This is a genomic window from Actinotalea endophytica, assembly GCF_025717005.1.
Taxonomy (GTDB): Bacteria; Actinomycetota; Actinomycetes; order Actinomycetales; family Cellulomonadaceae; genus Actinotalea.
The window spans coordinates 70,826-87,115 of record NZ_JAOVZU010000011.1 but is presented as its reverse complement, the minus strand read 5'-3'; the positions used below and the strand labels follow the sequence as shown (position 1 = coordinate 87,115).

The window sequence follows — 16,290 nt, the reverse complement described above, 5'->3', positions numbered from 1 at the left end:
GACATGACGCACATACGACGGTGGCGGCCCCCGAAGGGACCGCCACCGTGAGGACCTCAGGCCCCGACGCGGAACCGCGCGAAGCCGGTCACCGTGCCGCCGGCTCCGGCGACGACCTTGCCGACCGTGGTCTTCGGGTCCTTGGCGAAGGCCTGGTCCAGCAGGACGACCTCCTTGAAGAACCCGTTGAGGCGACCCTCGACGATCTTCGGCAGGGCTGCCTCGGGCTTGCCCTCGTTGCGCGAGGTCTCCTCGGCGATCCGCCGCTCGTTCTCGACGGTGTCCGCCGGGACGTCGTCCCGGGTGAGGTAGGCCGGCGAGAAGGCGGCGATGTGCATCGCCACGTCCTTGGCGACCGAAGCGCCTGCGGCGTCGGTCCCGACCAGGACGCCGACCTGCGGCGGGAGGTCCTTGTTGACCTTGTGCAGGTAGACCGTCACGACCGGTGCGTTGACCCGGGCGACCCGGCGCAGCACGAGCTTCTCGCCGATGGTCGCCGCGGTCTCGGTGATCGCGTCGGCGACGGTGGCACCGTCGACCTCGGCGGCCAGCGCAGCCTCGGCGTCCTCGGCGCCCGAGGCGACGACGGCGGCGAGGACCTTGTCGGCGAGCGCGATGAAGCTCGCGTTCTTGGTGACGAAGTCGGTCTCGCAGTTCAGCTCGACGAGCACGCCGGTCTGGCCGTCCTCGGACACGTGCGCGGCCACGAGGCCGTCCGAGGCCGCGCGGCCCTCGCGCTTCGCGACGCCCTTGAGGCCCTTGACGCGGATGATCTCCAGGGCCTTCTCGGCGTCGCCGTCGGCCTCGTCGAGAGCCTTCTTGACGTCGAGCATGCCTGCGCCGGTGCGCTCGCGCAGTGCCTTGATGTCAGCGGCGGTGTAGTTCGCCATGGGTGTGGTCCCTTGTCCTCTCGGTCAGCTCTCGGCGGGCGCCTCGACGGGCGCCGCCTCAGCAGTCGTCTCGGCCGCGGCCGGGGTCTCCTCGGCGGCGACCTCCTCAGCGGCAGCCTCAGGGGCAGCCTCAGCGGCAGGCGCCTCAGCAGCAGCCTCGGGGGCGGCCTCAGCGGCAGGCGCCTCAGCAGCAGCCTCAGGGGCAGCCTCAGCGGCAGGCGCCTCAGCAGCAGCCTCAGCCGGCGCGGCCTCCGCCTCGGCGCCGGCCAGGAGCTCGCGCTCCCACTCGGCGAGCGGCTCGGCCTCGGGGGTGTCCGTCTCGGTGGCGGCACGTGCGGAGTGTCGCGCGATGAGCCCCTCGGCGACCGCGTCGGCGATCACACGGGTCAGCAGCGTGACCGAACGGATCGCGTCGTCGTTGCCCGGGATCTGGTAGTCGACCTGATCGGGGTCGCAGTTGGTGTCCAGGATCGCCACGACCGGGACGCCGAGCTTGCGCGCCTCGTCGACCGCGAGGTGCTCCTTGTTGGTGTCCACGACCCACACGGCCGACGGCACCTTGGTCATGTCGCGGATGCCGCCCAGCGTCTTCGCGAGCTTGTCCTTCTCGCGACGCATGATGAGCAGCTCCTTCTTCGTGAAGCCGCTGCCCGCGACGTCGTCGAAGTCGATCTCCTCGAGCTCCTTGAGCCGCTGGAGTCGCTTGTTGACGGTCTGGAAGTTGGTGAGCATGCCACCCAGCCAGCGCTGGTTGACGTACGGCATGCCGACCCGGGCTGCCTGCTCGGCCACGGGCTCCTGAGCCTGCTTCTTGGTGCCCACGAAGAGGATCGTGCCGCCGCGCGCGACGGTCTCCTTGACGAAGCTGAACGCGCGATCGATGTGGGTGAGGGTCGACTCGAGGTCGACGATGTAGATGCCGTTGCGCTCGGTGAGGATGAACCTCTTCATCTTCGGGTTCCACCGACGGGTCTGGTGCCCGAAGTGGACGCCGCTCTCGAGCAGCTGGCGCATGGTCACGACGGCCATGACGCAGTCCTTCCGACGCGGCCGGGGCCGCGCACTGACGAGGGCCGCGAGGGCGGCCCGGATCCGGTTGTCGGCGCCGACCGGGTGGCCGGACGCCCCTGGTACCCCGCGCTGCCGACGCCGCCGTGAGGCGGACCGTTGCCGGCACACGCTCCCGCCGTCCGGCGCCGTATGGGACCGGGCATCGTGGCGGGAAGAGGGCACGCGATGTCACCCGGGCGAGCCCGGGCGCGGATCAATGGTAGCGGACCCGCGGCGGGTCGCCGGACGCGGGTGCGGGTCGCGGGTCGCCGTGCGCGGGTACGGGTCGAGGATCGCCGCGAGCCGCTCCTGGCCGCCGGTCGCCGCCGCCTGTCCTACGCGGGCACCGACGGCCAGCGTCCACCGACCACCTCGGATCGGCTCGATCCCCAGGTGGGGCGGACCGGCGGCGGCAGGACGGCCTCCGCGGCACAGGATCTCGGCATGGTTGCAGCGATCGGCAAGGTCCTCGCGCTCACGGCCGGGTCGGTCGCCCTGCTCACGGCAGCGACGCCGGTCTGGAGCGACGACGTCGTCGTCAGCACGTCGTCGGCCGCGTCGCCGGTCCGCACCGCGGAGGCCGCGGCGGACAGCGCGCGTATCGCCTACCGCGCGCCCGTGCCAGGGCCCGTGACGAGGCTGTTCGACGCGCCGCTGTTCCGCTGGAGCTCGGGCCACCGCGGTGTCGACCTGGCCGCGACGCCCGGCCAGACCGTGCACTCCCCTGGCGACGGCCGCGTCGTGTTCGCCGGCACGGTGGTGGACCGGGGCGTGGTCACGGTGCTCCATCCCGACGGGCTGCGGACGAGCCTCGAGCCGGTCGACCCGGGTGTCGAGGTCGGCGACGAGGTCCACGCGGGCGACGTCCTCGGCACGCTGCAGACCCGGAGCGGCCACGACGGCGTGCACTGGGGCGTCCGGGACGGGGACACCTACCTCAACCCGCTCGACCTGCTCGGGCGCACCGCGCCGGTCGTGCTGCTCCCGCCCGGCGGATGACCGCTCAGACGCGCTCGGCCTCCTGGAGGTACGACCGCAGCCGCAGCATCGCGGCGGTGTGCATCTGCGAGATCCGGGACTCCGTCACGCCGAGCACGCGGCCGATCTCCGCGAGGGTCATGTTCTCGTAGTAGTAGAGCACCAGGACGATCTTCTCCCGCTCGCCCAGCCGTTCGATCGCGCGGGCGAGAAGAACCTTCGTCTCCTGAGCCTCGAGGTTGCCCTGCGGGTCGACGGCACCGGGGTCCTCCAGCGTGTCGATCAGCGAGAGGGCGTCACCGCGCTCCGAGCCCGCGCCGAGCAGCTCGTCGAGCGCCGCGACGTTCACCGTGGCCAGCTGGGAGAAGATGCCGCGCAGCTCACCGACGCTGATCGAGAGCCGGGACGCGACCTCGTCCTCGGTCGGTGCGCGGTGCAGCTCGCCCTCGAGCTCAGCGAACGCGCGGTCCACGGCACGCGCCTTGGTGCGCACCGAACGGGGGATCCAGTCGATCGCTCTGAGCTCGTCGATGATCGCGCCGCGGATCCGCGAGCTTGCGTAGGTCTCGAACTTCACGGCGCGGTCGGTCTCGTACTTCTCGATCGCGTCGATCAGGCCGAACATGCCGTACGACACCAGGTCCGCCTGCTCCACCGAGGTCGGCAGCCCTGCCCCGACCCGGTTGGCGACCATCGTGACGAGCGGCGCGTAGTGCAGGATCAGCTGCTCGCGCGCACCGCGGTCACCGGTCGCCTTGAAGGTCGACCAGACCCGTGCGATGCCGTCGGTGTCAGGGCCCGGCAGCTCGACCGGCTCGTCCTCGACCTCCACCGGGTCCGCCTCGTCGAGCTCCGGGTCCGCAGTACCCAGCGGACCGCCGTCGGGCGGCGCGGACACCCGGCCGTCCGGCTCGGACGGCGGGCGCTCGTTCTCGGCGTCGGCCTGGGGAGGCATGGTCATGATCCTGTCAGGCTCGGGGGTGGGCTTGCCGGTAGGACGCGCGGAGCCGGTCCGCGCTGACGTGCGTGTAGCGCTGCGTCGTCGCCAGGCTGGCATGGCCGAGCAGCTCCTGCACGGAACGCAGGTCCGACCCACCCGCGAGCAGATGGGTCGCGGCGGTATGGCGCAGCGCGTGCGGCGCGACGTCGTCGACGCCGGCCCGGGCCGCCGCCGCATGCACCGCAGACCGCACCTGGCGTTGGTCCACCCGACCGCCGCGCACCCCGAGGAACATGGCCGGCCCGCTGCCGTCGACGACCATCCGTGGACGCCCCGACGTCAGCCATGCCGACACGGCGTGGGCCGCCGGCGCGCCGAACGGCACCATGCGCTCCTTCGCACCCTTTCCCATCACCCGAACCAGCCGTCGGTCGAGGTCGACGTCGTCGACGTCGAGACCGACGACCTCGCCGACCCGCGCACCGGTCGCGTACAGCAGCTCGAGCACCGCCCAGTCCCGGATCGCGACGGGCTCGCCGTCGGCGGCGGCCTCGGCGGCCCGGTCGACCAGGACAGCGGCGGGCCTCACACCGAGCGCGGTCGGGAGCGCGGCCCGGGGTTGCGCCGTGACCAGCCTCGCGGCCGGGTCCACGGGGATGAGCCCCTCGGCGGCCGCCCACGCGAAGAAGGCCCGCACGGCTGCCCCCCGGCGCGCGATGGTCGCGCGACTCAGGTGGGCGGCCACCATGGACGACAGCCAGGACCGCAGGAGCGGGAGGTCCACCTCCTGCCAGGAACGGCCATGGCGCGCCGCGTAGGCCAGTGCGTGCCGAACGTCGCCGGTGTATGCCCGGACGGTGTGCGCGGAGAGCCCGCGTCCTGCGGCCAGATGCGTGGCGAAGCGCGCCACGACCTGCTCGGTCACGACCACCCCCGGCGCACGCATGGCCCTACGGTGGCGTGTCCGCGCTCGAGCCACAAGCCGACGACGGCGGACGTGGTCGCTCCTGCACGTCACGGCATGCCTGACGTACCGCGGTTCACGCCCGTCGCCATCGCCCGGCGGACCGCACGGCACGCCCGGACAGCTCGAGCGTACCGAGCGCAGCGAGCACCTCCGGGAGCGCCAGTCCGCACGGGCGTGTCAACCCCTCGGGCGCGGTCCCCTGGCGAACCGGCAAGGCGTCGAGCACGATCCGCTCCCTGGCGCCGAGCAGAGGTTCGGCGATGCCGGAGTCGGCGGGCGTCCCGTCCAGAAGCTCGAGCACGTCCGCCGCGCTCGTGAGGCAGACAGCGCCGTCGCGCAGCAGATGGTGGCACCCGGACGACGCTGCCGATGTGACCGGACCGGGCACGGCGCCCACCGGACGCATCAACGCCGTCGCGTGACCGGCCGTGCTCAGCGCGCCCGACCGCCGGGCCGCCTCGACCACCACGGTGACCTGCCCCAGCGCCGCGATCAGGCGGTTGCGGAGCAGGAAGCGATGCCTCGTCGGCGCCGTACCCGGCGGAACCTCAGCCAGGAGTGCGCCCTTCTCGGCGACGGCCGAGAGGAGTCGCGCGTTCGCTGCCGGGTACGGCCGGTCGAGCCCACCCGCGAGCACAGCGACCGTGCCGCCGTCGGCGGTCAGCGCCGCGCGGTGCGCCATGGCGTCGATGCCGAACGCCCCACCGGAGACCACGCAGGCATCCGCGTCGGCCAGACCCGCGCAGAGCTCGGCGGTCACGTGCTCGCCATAGCTGGTCGCGGCCCTCGACCCCACCACCGAGACGGCGCGCGCGAGCAGGGGCGCCGGATCCGCGCCACGCACCCACAGACACATCGGGCGAGCGAGGCCGAGGTCGTCCAGCCCGGCCGGCCAGCCCGGGTCGCCGGGCACCACGACGCGCCCCGACAGCGCTTCGATCCAGTCCCGGTGCCGGCGCCACGTGTCCGCGCCCCAGCGTTGCGCCCAGCCCTCGAGCCCACGCCGGACACGGCCGTGGGCCACCGTGGTCAGTCCTGGCAGAAGGACGGCATCGGCCCGTGCCGTACGAGCGACCAGATCCAGGGCGTCGACCGGACCGAGGGACTCGACCAGGGCACCCGCCACGGGATCGCCCGGCTCGACGAGCCCGCTCCAGGCGATCCGGGCCTCGAGGTCGTTCATCGGTTGCCGCGCAGGACGAGGGCTTCGCCTACCTGATCCGGACCGGGCTGAGCGACGGCCGCCAGGTCGGCGAGGGTCCAGGCGATGCGAAGCACGCGGTCGGCACCACGCAGGCTGAGCTCTCCGCGGTCGATCGCCACCTCGAGTCCCCGCATCGCCGTCGCGGCGTCCCGAGGAGCGTGCGCGCGCAGCCACCGGCCCGAGACCTCCGCGTTGGTGCGCCAGCCCGTCCCGGCGAGCCGGTGCTGCGCACGGGCCCGTGCCTGGGCGACCCGCTCCGCGACGGCCGCGGTCGGCTCCCCTGGACCCGCCAGCCGTTCGACCCTCGTGACGGGGAGGACGTCGATCTGCAGGTCCACCCGGTCCAGCAGCGGACCGGACAGTCGCGAGAAGTACCGGCGTCGCTCGATCGAGCTGCACGTGCAGGTCAGTCCCATGCCCACCGAGTTGCCGCACGGGCAGGGGTTCGCGGCCATCACCAGCTGGAAGCGTGCGGGGTATCGGGCCGATCCGGCGGCGCGGTGGAGCACCAGCTCGCCGTGCTCGAGCGGCTGGCGCAGGGTCTGCAGCACGCGCGGGGAGAACTCGGGTGCCTCGTCGAGGAACAGCACCCCTCGATGCGCGCGCGAGGCGGCTCCCGGACGAGGCAGGCCGGAGCCGCCACCGATCACGGCAGCGGGGGTAGCCGTGTGGTGCGGGTCCTCGAACGGCGGGCGACGCAGCAGCCCGTCGGCCGCCCGGAACGTCCCGGCGACCGAGTGCACCGAGGTGACCTCGACCGCGTCGTGGTCGTCCAGGTCTGGCAGCAGCCCCGGGAGCCGCGCGGCCAGCATCGTCTTGCCCGTACCGGGTGGGCCGAGCATGAGCAGGTGGTGCCCGCCAGCGGCCGCGACCTCGAGCGCGTGCCGCGGCAGGCCCTGCCCGACCACGTCGGCGAGGTCCCCGCCCTGACCGGCCTTCGCAGTCTCCGGCTCGGTCCGCCGCACCGGCACCAGGTCCGGCACGCAGACCTCGGCACCGTGCACGGCGAGGACCTCGGCGAGCGACGCGGCGCCGACCACGTCGGCGCCGGGCACGAGCTGTGCCTCGCCGAGGTCCGCCGCGGGCACCACGACCCGGCGGTACCCGGCCGACACCGCCGCCGCGACCGCGGGCAGCACACCGCGCACCGGGCGCAGCCGCCCGTCGAGCCCGAGCTCGCCGAGGTGCACGACGTCGGTGACCACCTCGGCCGGGCACAACCCGGCCCCCGCCAGTGTCGCGACGGCGATCGCCAGGTCGAAGCCGGCGCCGGCCTTGGGCAGCGACGCAGGAGAGAGGTTGATCGTGATCTTCCGCTGCGGCCACGCCAGCCCGGTCGAGGCGACGGCGGCGCGGACGCGGTCCCGCGCCTCGCTCAGTGCGGCGTCGGGCAGGCCGACCAGTGCCAGGCCCGGAACGCTCGCGGCGAGGTGGGCCTCGACGTCGACGACGTGCCCGGTCAGACCGACCAGCGCGACGGCCCGGGTGCGACCGAGGCTCACGAGATGCCGCGCAGGTGCTCGACCCGCTCGGCGACCGGGACGTCGGTGCGGACCGCGATGACGTCCAGGCGGACCTCCGCGGGACGCAGGTCGTGCTCGGTGAGCCACTGCCCCGCGAGTCGCCTCAGCCGGGCCAGCTTCTCGGGTGTCACGGCCAGCGCTGGGTGGCCGAACCCGGGGCCGCTGCGGGTCTTGACCTCGACCACGACGAGCGTCGTGCCGTCCATCGCGACGATGTCGAGCTCGCCGTCGCGCCCGCGCCAGTTGCGGTCGACGACCCGCCATCCGCGCGCGGCCAGGTGCGCGGCCGCCACCCGTTCGCCGTACCGCCCGAGGGCCTGTCTCGCGCTCACGCGACCACCTCCGCGCACCACGGTCGCGGCATACGGTCAGCCCTGGTCGGAGGGCCCGGCCCGGCTGGGGACGCGCCGGCCGGCGCCGGCAGTGTGGACGGCAGGCACCGACGCTGTGGACGGGATGCCTCGCCGGCGGCGTAGCCGCCGTCAGCCGCTCAGCGCGGGACGTCGAGCTCGGACTTCGCGAGCTCTTCGATGTTGACGTCCTTGAAGGTCACGACGCGGACCGCGCGCACGAACCGCGCCGACCGGTACACGTCCCACACCCACGCGTCACCGAGGGTGACCTCGAAGTACACCTCGCCGGCGGCCGATCGCACCTGCAGGTCCACCTGGTTGGCGAGGTAGAACCGGCGCTCGGTCTCGACGACGTAGGAGAACAGCCCGACGACGTCGCGGTACTCGCGGTAGAGCGCGAGCTCCATCTCGGTCTCGTAGTTCTCGAGGTCCTCTGCGCTCACGGCTCCATGATGGCCTATCGAGACGCCAGCGGCCGACCCGCCACCGCATCCACGGCCGGTTCCGCTCCCGGCAGGTTCCAGCTGCGCCGGTGCAGCGCGCTCGGTCCGACCGTGCGCAGGGCCTGCAGGTGCTCGGGGGCGCCGTATCCCTTGTTCTCGTCCCACCGGTAGGCGGGGTGGTCGGCCGCGTGCCCGACCATCAGCGCGTCGCGCTCGCACTTGGCGAGGATGCTGGCCGCGGCGACCGAGGCGCACCGCTGGTCGGCCTTGACCCGGGTGTGCACCACGGGTTCCTGGTCGGGCGGCGCCACGTCGAGCTCCCACAGGTCGAGCTCACCTGCCGGCCGGGTGAGCCAGTCGTGCGAGCCGTCCAGGAGCACGACGTCGACCTCGGTCCCGAGGGCCGCCAGCGCCCGGGTGCCCGCGAGCCGGAGCGCCCCGATGATGCCCAGTGCGTCGATCTCCTCCGGCGACGCGTGCCCGACGGCCCGCGCGACGCCCCAACGGCTCAGCGCCGGAAGCAGGGCGGTCCGCGCGGCCGGTGTCAACAGCTTCGAGTCCGCGACACCGCGGGGCCCGGACCGGGTGGTGAGGTCCACCGCGACGGCCCCGACGCTGACCGGGCCGGCCAGCGCACCACGGCCCACCTCGTCCATCCCGACCAGGACGCGGGCACCGGCGCGCAGCAGGCTGCGCTCGAGGCGGAGGTCGGGCCGGGGGCGGGTCACGGCCCGCTCTGGTCCGGTACGTCGGCGAAGGTGGCGCCCGGGTTGCGCAGCAAGGAGATCCGGTCGAACGGCCAGAGCGTCACGAACGCCACGCCCACGACGTTGGAGACCGGGATCGAACCGCCGCCGGGGTCGCCCTGGTGGTAGCGGGAGTCCTCGGAGTCCTGCCGGTTGTCGCCCATCACCCACAGCGAGCCCTCGGGCACCGTGATGTCGAAGTCGATCTCGCTCGGCATCGCACCGGCCGCGAGGTACGGCTCGTCGATCGGCACGCCGTTCACCATGAGGCGGCCCTGCTCGTCACAGCACTCCACGTGGTCGCCCGCGACCCCGATCACCCGCTTGATCAGGTGCTCCCCGGCGTCGTAGGGCCGCAGGCCGATGTAGGTCAGCACCTGCCCGATCACGCCGCCGAGGCCGGAGGAGCTCTGGGGAGGAGGCTCGGAGAGCCAGCCGCCCGGGTCGGCGAACACCACGATGTCGCCGCGGTGCACCTGGAACGGGCCGGGCGCGAGCTTCGTCACCATCACCCGGTCGCCGACCATGAGCGTCTGCTCCATCGAACCCGAGGGGATGTAGAACGCCTGGGCGAGGAAGGTCTTGATGACCAGGGACAGGACGATCGCGCTGACCACGATGATCGCGGTCTCCCGGACGAGGGTCGCCCACCCGCTCCGCTGCCGTCCGACGCGCTCGCGGGTGGGGTGCTCGTCGGTCACGGCCACCACTCTGCCATGCCGGTCGGCGTGTCCCGAACCCGATCGAGGAACGGCGCGCCGCGGACGGGACGAGCGCGGGGACGCCGACGGGCGGCCACCCCGTGGGATGGCCGCCCGTCGTGGAGCTCAGCGCGCGACGGTCTCGCGCTTCTCCTTGATCTTCGCCTTCTTGCCGCGCAGCTTGCGCAGGTAGTAGAGCTTCGCGCGCCGCACGTCGCCGCGGGTGACCACCTCGAGGGACTCGATGGTCGGCGAGTGGACCGGGAAGGTCCGCTCGACGCCGACGCCGAAGCTGACCTTGCGAACCGTGAAGGTCTCGCGCACGCCACCGCCGGAGCGGCGGATGACCACACCCTGGAAGGCCTGGATGCGGGAGCGGGTGCCCTCGACGACCTTGACGTTCACCTTGACGGTGTCGCCGGGCCGGAAGGCGGGGATGTCGTCGCGCAGCGAGGCTGCGTCGACCGAGTCGAGGATGTGCATCGTCTCTCCTTCGCCCCTGCCACAGGTCAGACGCGGTGTCGGGCCGGGTCCCGTCAGGACCCCGGCTCATCTGAGTCGTGCACGCCGTTCGAGCCGCCTCCCCTGTGGCAGAGGCCAGCGGGCGCACACCGACCGACTAGTTTGCCACACCCGCGGCGCTGCGAGCGACGTCGGGTCCGCACGCTTCCGCCCCGCCCGTCCCGGCGTCACCCGAGGTCGGGACCTGGCTCCTCGGCCGCGACCGCGTCCAGCACCGCTCGGTCCGCGGCGTCGAGGCCGTCGGGGGCCAGCGCCCGGAGCAGGTCGGGTCGGCGGGCAGCCGTGCGCTCGAGCGCCCGGTCGCGGCGCCAGCGGGCGATCTTCGCGTGGTGCCCGGAGAGCAGCACCTCGGGCACGTCCAGCCCGCGCCAGGACGGCGGCCGCGTGTACACGGGGTACTCGAGCAGCCCGGCCGCGCCGTGCGACTCCTCGACGAGCGACTCCGGGTTCCCGACCACCCCGGGCAGCAGCCGCGCGACGGCCTCGACCACGACGAGCGCGGCGACCTCTCCCCCGTTGAGCACGTAGTCGCCGATCGACAGCTCGGTGACGCGCACCCCGGCGGCGCGGTAGTGCTCGACGACCCGTGCGTCGATCCCCTCGTACCGCCCACAGGCGACCACCAGGTGGCCGACGTCGGCGAGGCGCTCCGCCGTGCGCTGGGTGAACACCTCACCGGACGGGGTGGGTAGCACCAGCTCGGACCCCTCGTCGAGCAGGTCGTCCAGGGCGACGCCCCACACGTCCGGGCGCATGACCATCCCCGCGCCGCCGCCCGTCGGGGTGTCGTCGACGGTGCGGTGCCGGTCGGTCGTCCAGCCCCGCAGGTCGTGCACCCGAAGGTCGAGCAACCCCGCCTCGCGGGCCTTGCCCACCAGCGAGAGCTCGAGCGGGCGGAGGTACTCGGGGAAGATCGTGACGACGTCGACGCGCACGTCAGCCCTCGTCCGGCAGGTCGACATCGGGCTCGCCGACCCCGGTGAGGAGGCCGGCCGGCGGATCGAGCACGACCCGCCCGCCCTCGATGTCCACCGTCGGCACGATGGCGGCCACGAACGGCACCAACGTCCGGCTCCCGTCCAGCTCGGCGACCACGAGGGCGTCCTGCGCAGGGAGGTGCTCGAGCCCCACGACCTCACCCACCGAGGTCCCGTCCACGAGCTCGGCACGCAGGCCGACCAGCTCGTGCAGGTACCACGCGTCGTCCTCGTCCGAGACCTCTGCCTCGACCTGGAGCACCGTGCCGCGCAGCGCCTCGGCACCCGTGCGGTCCACGACACCCTCGAAGGTCAGGTACCACCGCTCGCCCTGGGGGCGCGCCCGGACCACCGTGAGCGGGCCCCGATCGGGGTCCGTGCCGAGCACGGCGCCGGCGGCGAAACGCTCGGCCGGCACGTCCGTGCGGACGTCCACGGCCACCTCGCCGCGCAGCCCGTGGGCGCGTCCGACGGTCCCGACGGCGAGCTGCACGAGTCCTCCTGGTGCTGGACGGGCGGTGGTCGGTGCCTGACCGGGTGGCCGGGCCCGGACGCACGTCGGGCCCGGTCCCCAGCGTAGGGGTCCGGGCCCGAGCAGTGCGGTGCGGTCAGCGCCGGTCGACGTCCACGACGTCGACCCGGACGTTGCCGCGGCTCAGCGCACCGACCACGGTGCGCAGCGCTCGCGCCGTGCGCCCCGACCGGCCGATCACTCGGCCCAGGTCCTCGGGGTTCACGTGCACCTCGAGCAGCTCGCCGCGGCGCAGGGTCCGACCCTGGACGCGCACGTCGTCCGGGTGGTCGACGATGCCGCGGACCAGGTGCTCGAGGGCGTCGGCGAGCATCAGGCCTCGGTCTCCTCGGCGGGAGCCTCAGCGGTCTCCTCGGCCGGAGCCTCGGCAGCAGCCTTCTTCTCGGCAGCCTTGGCCTTGGCCTTCTCGGCGGCGTCCGTCGCGGCCTTGACGGCGGTGGCGGCGTCGACCGAGGTGCCCTTGGTCTTGAGGGTGCCCTCGGTGCCCGGGAGACCCTTGAAGGTCTGCCAGTCACCGGTGATCTTCAGGATGGCGAGCACCTGCTCGGTCGGCTGCGCGCCGACGCCGAGCCAGTACTGCGCGCGGTCGGACTTGACCTCGATGAGCGAGGGCTCCTCCGTGGGGTGGTACTTGCCGATCTCCTCGATCACGCGACCGTCCCGCTTGGTGCGGGAGTCGGCGACGACGATGCGGTAGTACGGCGCCCGGATCTTGCCGAGACGCTTCAGACGGATCTTGACGGCCACTGAGTGGTCACTCCTGGTTCTGGCGATGTGGTCCGGGTGGGCGTCCCGTGGGGTAGGCAGCCGATCGGACCGAGGACACGACGTACGGACGGGTAGAGGGGCCGTCCGCGCCGGGTACAGCGGGACATTGTGCCAGACCACGTGCCTCCCGGTCACACCGGACGAGGGGTGGTGGCGAACTCGAGGTCACCGACGGCGCGCGCGACCGCTCAGCGGCCGAAGAGCTTGTCCATCCCCGGCGGCAGCTCGACCTTCGACGGGTCCGCGTTCGGCTGCCCGGCGCCGAGGCCGAAGGCCGCGCCCGGTGCGGACGGGGCCGTGGAACGACGCTCGGACGCCTCACGCTCCTGCTGGGCGCGCTTGGCCGGGTTGCCCGACCGGCCCTTGACCTTGCGTGGCGCCTGCTGCTTGCCGCGGCCCTTGCGTCCGGTCCCGGGCAGGTTGCCCATCCCCGGGATCGGCATCCCGCCACCCTTGGCCATCTGGCGCATCATCTTCTGCGCCGCCGTGAACCGCTCGAGGAGCTGGTTGACCTCGGTCGCGGACGTCCCTGAGCCGCGCGCGATGCGGGCGCGGCGCGACCCGTTGATGATCTTCGGGGTCGCGCGCTCGCCCGGTGTCATCGAGCGCACGATCGCCTCGACCCGGTCGACCTCGCGCTCGTCGAACGAGTCGATCGCCTCCCGCATCTGCCCCATGCCGGGCAGCATGCCGAGCATCTTCTTCATCGAGCCCATCTGGCGCAGCTGCTGCATCTGCACCAGGAAGTCGTCCAGCGTGAAGTCCTCGCCGGCCACGAGCTTGCCGGCCATCTTCTCGGCCTGCTCGGCGTCGAAGGACTTCTGCGCCTGCTCGATGAGCGTCATGACGTCGCCCATGTCGAGGATGCGCGAGGCCATCCGGTCCGGGTGGAAGACCTCGAAGTCGGTGAGCTTCTCGCCGGTCGAGGCGAACATGATCGGCCGGCCGGTGACGCTCGCGACGGACAGCGCGGCACCGCCGCGCGCGTCGCCGTCGAGCTTCGACAGCACGACGCCGGTGAACCCGACTCCCTCGGCGAACGCCTGGGCCGTGGTCACGGCGTCCTGGCCGATCATCGCGTCGACCACGAAGAGGATCTCGTCGGGGTCGACCGCGTCCCGGATGTCCGCGGCCTGCTGCATCATCTCCGCGTCGACGCCCAGACGGCCGGCGGTGTCGACGATCACCACGTCGTACTGCTTCTCACGCGCCTCCGTGAGGCCGTCGCGGGCGACCTTGACCGGGTCGGCCTTGGCGGAGCGCTGCCACCAGCGGCGACCATCCTCCGGCTCGCCCTCGTCGCTCGCGCCCGGGTGCGGCGCGAAGACCGGGACCCCGGCCCGCTCGCCGACCACCTGGAGCTGGGTGACCGCGTTCGGCCGCTGCAGGTCCGCCGCGACCAGCATCGGGGTGTGGCCCTGCTCGCGCAGGTGCAGGGCGAGCTTGCCCGCCAGGGTGGTCTTGCCCGCGCCCTGCAGGCCGGCGAGCAGCACGACGGTCGGCGGGCGCTTGGCGAAGGTCAGCGGCCGCTGGCTGCCGCCGAGCACGGCGATCAGCTCCTCGTGCACGATCTGCACGACCTGCTGGGCCGGGTTCAGCGCACCGGACACCTCTGCCGACAGGGCGCGCTCGCGCACCGTGCCGGCGAAGTCACGGACCACGGGGACGGCGACGTCGGCGTCGAGCAGCGCGCGACGGATCTCACGGATCGTCGCGTCGATGTCGGCCTCGGAGAGCCGGCCCTTGGTCCGCAGGTTCTTGAACGTCGCGGACAGGCGGTCGGACAGAGTGGCGAACACAGGACCTCACCGGTGGTTGCTGCACGAGCCCCCACAGGGTACCTGTGCGCGGCCCCACGCAGCCCGCCGGGTGGCCCACCCGGCGTGTGTCCGCGGGGTGGACCGCCCGAGCGGTCCGGTCAGGCCTCGCCGAGCGCGGCGCGGGCCCGCACGGTCAGGTCGTCGACCAGCCGCGCGCGCCACGGCGTCCAGGTCTTCGGCCCGGCCGCGGAGGCGTCGGACTCGGTGAGCGCACGCAGCACCTCGAGCAGGTCGAGCCGGTGGTCCGCGGCCTCGAGCAGCGCGTCGATCGTCGCCGGGGCCTCGGGGTCCTCCTGGGTGGCCAGGTCCGCCAGCGTGAGGTGATGGCGCACCAGGCGACCGACATCCACCGCCTCGGCGTCGTCGAAGCCCATCCGTCGCACCACGCCCGGCGCGATCTCGGCGCCAGTGACCGAGTGGTCGGTCGAGCCCTTGACCTTCCCGATGTCGTGCAGCAGCGCCGTGACCAGCAGGAGGTCCCGGCGCATCCGGACGTCGCCCTTGTGCCGCGCGGCACGCGCCACGGTCTCGATCAGGTGCCGGTCCACGGTGTGCCGGTGGATGGGCGAACGCTGCGGGCGGTTGCGCACTGCCGCCCACTCCGGGATCCAGCGGGTCACGACGCCGGCCAGGTCGAGGGTCTCCCACACCGGGATCTGGGCGCTGCCCGAGCCGAGCAGCGCGAGCAGGTGGGTCCGCGCCGCGGCCGGCCAGGGTTCGGGAAGGTCGGGCGTCCGCGCGAGCGACGTCACGGTCACCGGGGACAGCGGGAGCCCGGTGCGCGCGGACGTCGCCGCGGCACGCAGGGCGAGCAGCGCGTCGTCCTCGGGCCGGACGCCGGCGGCGAGCACGAGCTCGCCGTCGTGCTCGACCAGACCCTCGCCGACCGAGCGCAGTCGCGGGGCCTGCCGGCGCCCGCGGACCAGGACCGGACGACGCAACGACGGGCGCTCGAGCGCCTGGCGGGCGTGCCGAACGGTGGTGTCGAGCGCGTGCGACACCGTGCGTCCGGCCTCGGCCAGGCCGGCCAGGAGCTCGTCGGCGTCTTCGGCGCCGACCAGCTCGGCGACCTCGTCCTGGTCGACCCGGAGCAGCCGGTTGGTCGCCCGACGCGTCACCACGTGCAGCGCGTCTCGCACGTCGAGCAGGTGGGTGTAGGCGTCGTCGACCGCGCCGTGCGGGCGGTCGGTGAGCCAGGTCGCGGCCAGGGCGAAGACGACCACCGCGTCGCGGATGCCGCCGCGCGCCTCCTTGAGGTCCGGCTCGACCAGGTAGGCGAGCTCGCCGGATCGGTCCGCCCGGGCCTTGGTGGACGAGAGCAGCTCGGGAAGCCGCCGGCGCGCGGCGGAGCGCCAGTCGGCGAGCAACGCCGAGCCGGCCCGGGCGATGATCGCCCGGTCCCCCGCGATCGGGCGCAGGTCCAGCAGCCCGACCGCCGCCGGCAGGTCGTGCGAGGCCACCTGGCGGCACTGCGCCAGCGACCGCACGGAGTGGTCGAGCTGGAGCCCGGCGTCCCAGATCGGGTACCAGAGCCGCTCGGCCAGTGCGGCGACCTCGGCCGCCGAGTGGCTGCGCCCGTCGTGGACCAGGAGCAGGTCCAGGTCGCTGGCCGGGCTGGCGTCGCCTCGCCCGAGGCTGCCGACCGCGGCGAGCGCGACGCCCTCGGAGTCGTCGAGCTCGGCGACCGCGGCGTCCCACAGCTGCGCGAGCCGGCCGGCCACCATCGTGGTCACGGCGGCGCGGCGCACCAGGCCGTCGGCGCCAGGACCGATCATCCGCGCCGCGAGGTCGAGCCGGTCGCTACGGAGCCCACGCAAGTCCGAGGCCGCCGCGGCGGCGGCCGCGGACCCCCCCGGCGGCGGCGGGGGGGCGGGGG

18 protein-coding genes are annotated in these 16,290 nt (G+C 73.7%); 1 reads left to right on the top strand and 17 read right to left on the bottom strand.

The window, feature by feature from the left end:
- Nucleotides 1-56: 56 nt before the first annotated feature.
- The gene (gene tsf / locus OEB99_RS17435) at nt 57-890 is read right to left on the bottom strand and encodes a translation elongation factor Ts (protein WP_263578568.1); all 834 of its coding nucleotides are present in this window, start codon (nt 888-890) and stop codon (nt 57-59) included.
- A gap of 24 nt (nt 891-914) precedes the next feature.
- Nucleotides 915-1,919 (bottom strand): 30S ribosomal protein S2, encoded by a 1,005-nt coding sequence (gene rpsB / locus OEB99_RS17430; protein ID WP_263578567.1) that lies wholly within the window; start codon nt 1,917-1,919, stop codon nt 915-917.
- 465 nt (nt 1,920-2,384) lie between these two features.
- Here rpsB and OEB99_RS17425 point away from each other — a divergent pair, with 465 nt between their 5' ends.
- Nucleotides 2,385-2,939, top strand: coding sequence for a murein hydrolase activator EnvC family protein (locus OEB99_RS17425; RefSeq protein ID WP_263578566.1), 555 nt, complete (start codon nt 2,385-2,387; stop codon nt 2,937-2,939).
- A 4-nt stretch (nt 2,940-2,943) separates the two neighbouring features.
- Here the strand turns inward: OEB99_RS17425 and whiG are convergent, their stop codons facing one another.
- From whiG to OEB99_RS17350, 15 genes are all read right to left on the bottom strand, one after another.
- On the bottom strand, nt 2,944-3,873 hold the full coding sequence (gene whiG / locus OEB99_RS17420; protein WP_263578565.1) for an RNA polymerase sigma factor WhiG: 930 nt from the start codon (nt 3,871-3,873) through the stop codon (nt 2,944-2,946).
- Between the two features lie 13 nt (nt 3,874-3,886).
- Entirely contained in the window at nt 3,887-4,804 is a 918-nt protein-coding gene (locus tag OEB99_RS17415) for a tyrosine recombinase (RefSeq protein WP_263578564.1), read from the bottom strand.
- 94 nt (nt 4,805-4,898) lie between these two features.
- Nucleotides 4,899-6,008: a DNA-processing protein DprA gene (gene dprA / locus OEB99_RS17410; protein WP_263578563.1), complete on the bottom strand. Its 1,110-nt coding sequence runs from the start codon at nt 6,006-6,008 to the stop codon at nt 4,899-4,901.
- Complete coding sequence (locus OEB99_RS17405) at nt 6,005-7,531, bottom strand: YifB family Mg chelatase-like AAA ATPase (RefSeq protein ID WP_263578562.1); 1,527 nt, start codon at nt 7,529-7,531, stop codon at nt 6,005-6,007. Before OEB99_RS17405 ends, dprA begins: the two co-directional genes overlap by 4 nt.
- Entirely contained in the window at nt 7,528-7,884 is a 357-nt protein-coding gene (locus OEB99_RS17400) for a YraN family protein (RefSeq protein WP_263578561.1), read from the bottom strand. The genes OEB99_RS17405 and OEB99_RS17400 overlap by 4 nt, the downstream gene beginning before the upstream one ends.
- Before the next feature lie 158 nt (nt 7,885-8,042).
- Nucleotides 8,043-8,348: a DUF2469 domain-containing protein gene (locus OEB99_RS17395; protein ID WP_263578560.1), complete on the bottom strand. Its 306-nt coding sequence runs from the start codon at nt 8,346-8,348 to the stop codon at nt 8,043-8,045.
- Between the two features lie 14 nt (nt 8,349-8,362).
- Nucleotides 8,363-9,076, bottom strand: a complete 714-nt coding sequence (gene rnhB / locus OEB99_RS17390; protein ID WP_263578559.1) for a ribonuclease HII — start codon at nt 9,074-9,076, stop codon at nt 8,363-8,365.
- Nucleotides 9,073-9,795, bottom strand: a complete 723-nt coding sequence (gene lepB / locus OEB99_RS17385; protein ID WP_263578558.1) for a signal peptidase I — start codon at nt 9,793-9,795, stop codon at nt 9,073-9,075. Before lepB ends, rnhB begins: the two co-directional genes overlap by 4 nt.
- 126 nt (nt 9,796-9,921) lie before the next feature.
- On the bottom strand, nt 9,922-10,278 hold the full coding sequence (gene rplS, locus OEB99_RS17380) for a 50S ribosomal protein L19 (RefSeq protein WP_263578557.1): 357 nt from the start codon (nt 10,276-10,278) through the stop codon (nt 9,922-9,924).
- 206 nt (nt 10,279-10,484) lie between these two features.
- The gene (gene trmD, locus OEB99_RS17375; protein ID WP_263578556.1) at nt 10,485-11,252 is read right to left on the bottom strand and encodes a tRNA (guanosine(37)-N1)-methyltransferase TrmD; all 768 of its coding nucleotides are present in this window, start codon (nt 11,250-11,252) and stop codon (nt 10,485-10,487) included.
- A 1-nt stretch (nt 11,253) separates the two neighbouring features.
- On the bottom strand, nt 11,254-11,787 hold the full coding sequence (gene rimM, locus OEB99_RS17370) for a ribosome maturation factor RimM (RefSeq protein ID WP_263578555.1): 534 nt from the start codon (nt 11,785-11,787) through the stop codon (nt 11,254-11,256).
- A gap of 115 nt (nt 11,788-11,902) precedes the next feature.
- Entirely contained in the window at nt 11,903-12,139 is a 237-nt protein-coding gene (locus OEB99_RS17365) for an RNA-binding protein (RefSeq protein ID WP_263578554.1), read from the bottom strand.
- Nucleotides 12,139-12,573, bottom strand: a complete 435-nt coding sequence (gene rpsP / locus OEB99_RS17360) for a 30S ribosomal protein S16 (RefSeq protein WP_263578553.1) — start codon at nt 12,571-12,573, stop codon at nt 12,139-12,141. Before rpsP ends, OEB99_RS17365 begins: the two co-directional genes overlap by 1 nt.
- Before the next feature lie 209 nt (nt 12,574-12,782).
- A complete protein-coding gene (ffh, locus tag OEB99_RS17355) occupies nt 12,783-14,393 on the bottom strand; it encodes a signal recognition particle protein (protein ID WP_263578552.1) in 1,611 nt (536 codons plus the stop codon).
- Between the two features lie 119 nt (nt 14,394-14,512).
- Nucleotides 14,513-16,290, bottom strand: a 1,778-nt coding sequence (locus OEB99_RS17350) for a [protein-PII] uridylyltransferase (RefSeq protein ID WP_411910704.1), incomplete at its 5' end; no start/stop codon positions are given.

Bases quoted from the DNA above. Each gene is read 5' to 3' on its own strand.
- OEB99_RS17425 (WP_263578566.1), top strand. From the start codon at position 2,385: ATGGTTGCAGCGATCGGCAAGGTCCTCGCGCTCACGGCCGGGTCGGTC.
- OEB99_RS17365 (WP_263578554.1), bottom strand. From the start codon at position 12,139: ATGCTCGCCGACGCCCTCGAGCACCTGGTCCGCGGCATCGTCGACCAC.
- dprA (WP_263578563.1), bottom strand. From the start codon at position 6,008: ATGAACGACCTCGAGGCCCGGATCGCCTGGAGCGGGCTCGTCGAGCCG.
- tsf (WP_263578568.1), bottom strand. From the start codon at position 890: ATGGCGAACTACACCGCCGCTGACATCAAGGCACTGCGCGAGCGCACC.
- rplS (WP_263578557.1), bottom strand. From the start codon at position 10,278: ATGCACATCCTCGACTCGGTCGACGCAGCCTCGCTGCGCGACGACATC.
- rpsB (WP_263578567.1), bottom strand. From the start codon at position 1,919: ATGGCCGTCGTGACCATGCGCCAGCTGCTCGAGAGCGGCGTCCACTTC.
- whiG (WP_263578565.1), bottom strand. From the start codon at position 3,873: ATGCCTCCCCAGGCCGACGCCGAGAACGAGCGCCCGCCGTCCGAGCCG.
- OEB99_RS17415 (WP_263578564.1), bottom strand. From the start codon at position 4,804: ATGCGTGCGCCGGGGGTGGTCGTGACCGAGCAGGTCGTGGCGCGCTTC.